The organism is Aestuariivirga sp. (assembly GCF_041738905.1).
GTDB lineage: Bacteria > Pseudomonadota > Alphaproteobacteria > Rhizobiales > Aestuariivirgaceae > Aestuariivirga.
The window spans coordinates 1-2,286 of record NZ_JBGSOZ010000170.1 but is presented as its reverse complement, the minus strand read 5'-3'; the positions used below and the strand labels follow the sequence as shown (position 1 = coordinate 2,286).

Annotated in this window: 3 protein-coding genes and 1 pseudogene; 3 read left to right on the top strand and 1 reads right to left on the bottom strand. The window is 62.6% G+C overall.

Features of this window, described 5'->3' with window-relative positions; all coding sequences use genetic code 11:
- Window positions 1–292 (top strand): M10 family metallopeptidase C-terminal domain-containing protein (locus ACEW8Q_RS16310; protein ID WP_373505114.1); only part of this gene is annotated, 292 nt, incomplete at its 5' end.
- Between the two features lie 85 nt (window positions 293–377).
- Entirely contained in the window at window positions 378–1,310 is a 933-nt protein-coding gene (rarD, locus tag ACEW8Q_RS16305; protein WP_373505113.1) for an EamA family transporter RarD, read from the top strand.
- 6 nt (window positions 1,311–1,316) lie between these two features.
- Here rarD and ACEW8Q_RS16300 read toward each other — a convergent pair whose 3' ends face one another.
- Window positions 1,317–1,916, bottom strand: coding sequence for a TIGR00730 family Rossman fold protein (locus ACEW8Q_RS16300; protein WP_373505112.1), 600 nt, complete (start codon window positions 1,914–1,916; stop codon window positions 1,317–1,319).
- A 170-nt stretch (window positions 1,917–2,086) separates the two neighbouring features.
- Here ACEW8Q_RS16300 and ACEW8Q_RS16295 point away from each other — a divergent pair.
- Window positions 2,087–2,286: pseudogene (locus ACEW8Q_RS16295) on the top strand (hypothetical protein); the annotation flags it as partial.

Here is a 2,286-nt window from a genome sequence, read left to right as displayed (position 1 = left end):
CGACGGCAATGACCGCGTGCGCGGCGACCAGGGCGATGACCTGCTGTCGGGCGGCGCCGGCCGCGACCGCTTCACCTTCGACCTCCGCGGAGGCCATGACACCATCACCGATTTCACCGCCGGCGAGGATCGCCTCAACTTCACCAACTTCGATTTCCTCGATGTCGCCACGCTGCTGAGCAAGGCCACACAGGACGGCAACGACGTCGTCTTCACGCTCGACGGCGGCGAGATGGTCACCCTCCAGAACGTGGACCTCGGCATGCTGGACGTCTCCGACTTCCGCATCTGAAGTCCTTCCACGTCATGCGCATCGGGCATGGTTTCATGCCCGATGCGTGTTTGCGGGGGCCGGGCGCAGGGGTTAAACGGCAGCCATGGCTTTGGCGCAAGAAACCCCTGCAACCCGCTCTCTGACGAAGGCCGAGACAGGCGTTCTGCTGGCTGTGATGGCGCATCTCGTCTGGGGCGGCATGGCCGTCTACTTCGGCCTCATCCGCTACATTTCTCCCGTCGAGATCGCCGTGAACCGGGGGCTCTGGTCGCTTCCGATCGCTGCCTGTGTCGTCTGGTACATGGGCCAATGGGGCGATGTCTGGAAAGCGGTTTCGAAGCCGCGCAACGTGGCGATCCTCGCTCTCACCTCGGCGCTCGTGGTCTTCAACTGGGGCTTCTATGTCTGGTCCATCGAAGTGGGCCGCACGCTTGAATCGAGCCTCGGATATTTCATCAATCCGCTTCTGAACGTGGTGATGGGTTATCTTTTTCTGGGCGAGCGCTTCACCTGGCCGCAGAAGATCGCCTTGGGGCTGGCCTCCGTGGCGGTGCTGATCCAGACCTTCGCGCTCGGCCATTTCCCGTGGCTGGGGATCATGCTGGCCACCACGTTCTGCCTTTACGGATTTCTCCGGAAGACGATTCCCGTTGGCCCCACGCAGGGCTTCCTGATCGAGGTCGCCATCATTGCCCTGCCGCTCGCGGGCGCCCAATGGTGGCTGGTCTCGAAGGGCGAGGCGCATTTCGGCGGCACCGCGTTCGATACCTCCATGCTGATCGGCTGCGGCGTGATGACGGCTGTGTCGCTGATGCTGTTTGCCGCCTCGATCCGGCGGCTCCGCTATTCGACGGCGGGCCTCCTGCAATATATCTCGCCATCGCTGGTGTTCCTCACAGCGGTCTTCATCTTCGGCGAACCGCTGAACACGCTGAAGCTCGTCTCCTTCGTCATCATCTGGGCAGCGCTCGCCGTCTTCTCGTTCTCGGCCATCCGCGACGAGCGCAACCGCCGCCAGGACATCGAGCCGGTCTGACGCCGCTTACATCTTGTTGAGGAGAGGGGTTTCGGGCACGCGGTCCGGCGTGGTCTTGAGCCGGTACTCGAAGGCCGACACCACGTCTTCGGCCCTTGTCACCACGTCCATGCCGAACTCCAGGCCCTCGCGGATGAACTTTTCATGCCGCATGTGGTCGAACAGCGTCACCAGCGGGTCCCAGTAGCCCTCGATGTTGCACAGGATGATCGGCTTCTGGTGCTGGCCAAGCTGTGCCCAGGTGGAGATTTCGGCCAGTTCCTCAAGCGTGCCGAGCCCGCCGGGAAGGGCCACGAAGCCCGACGAGCGGGCGAACATGGTCATCTTGCGCTCGTGCATGTCGGCGGTGACCACGAGTTCGTTGACGTCGGTCAGCATGCGCTCACGGTTCGCGAGGAATTCCGGGATGATTCCGGTGACATGGCCAGAGTTATCCAGCACCGACCGCGCAACCTCGCCCATGAGGCCGAGGCTGCCGCCACCATAGACCAGTCCGATCCCGGAATCGGCCATGGCCTTGCCCAGCGCCCGTGCGGCTTCCACATAAGCCGGGTTCCGGCCATTGCCGGATCCACAGTAGACACACAGTTTCCGGGGCGGACTCATGGGCAAACTCCTCAAAAATGGCGAATCGCGACGATTCATCCCCAATTAGGGCCTGAATCCCATCGCAAATCTTTGCGAAAATGTGAACAGGGCCCTATTAAAGCCGTCACTGCTTTGTAGCGAAGAGGCCATTCGCCACAGGCAATCGATCATTTGGAACGGCAAGAGAAATGAAAAAGAACCCGATTCTGGTCTTCACTGGCCTCGCCATCGCAGCAGTTGCCGGTGTCGCCGGACTGACGCGCGACAGGTGGATGAACGAAGCACCGCCGACCGTCGCGGCACCTGAAACCGCGAAGGTAGCCGAGCCCCCGGCTGCACCCGCCACGCAGACGGAGACGGCCGCCGCACCCCAGTCCGAGCAGCAGGC

Excerpts from the sequence above, each read along its gene's own strand:
- rarD (WP_373505113.1), top strand. The coding sequence starts at position 378 with ATGGCTTTGGCGCAAGAAACCCCTGCAACCCGCTCTCTGACGAAGGCC.
- ACEW8Q_RS16300 (WP_373505112.1), bottom strand. The coding sequence starts at position 1,916 with ATGAGTCCGCCCCGGAAACTGTGTGTCTACTGTGGATCCGGCAATGGC.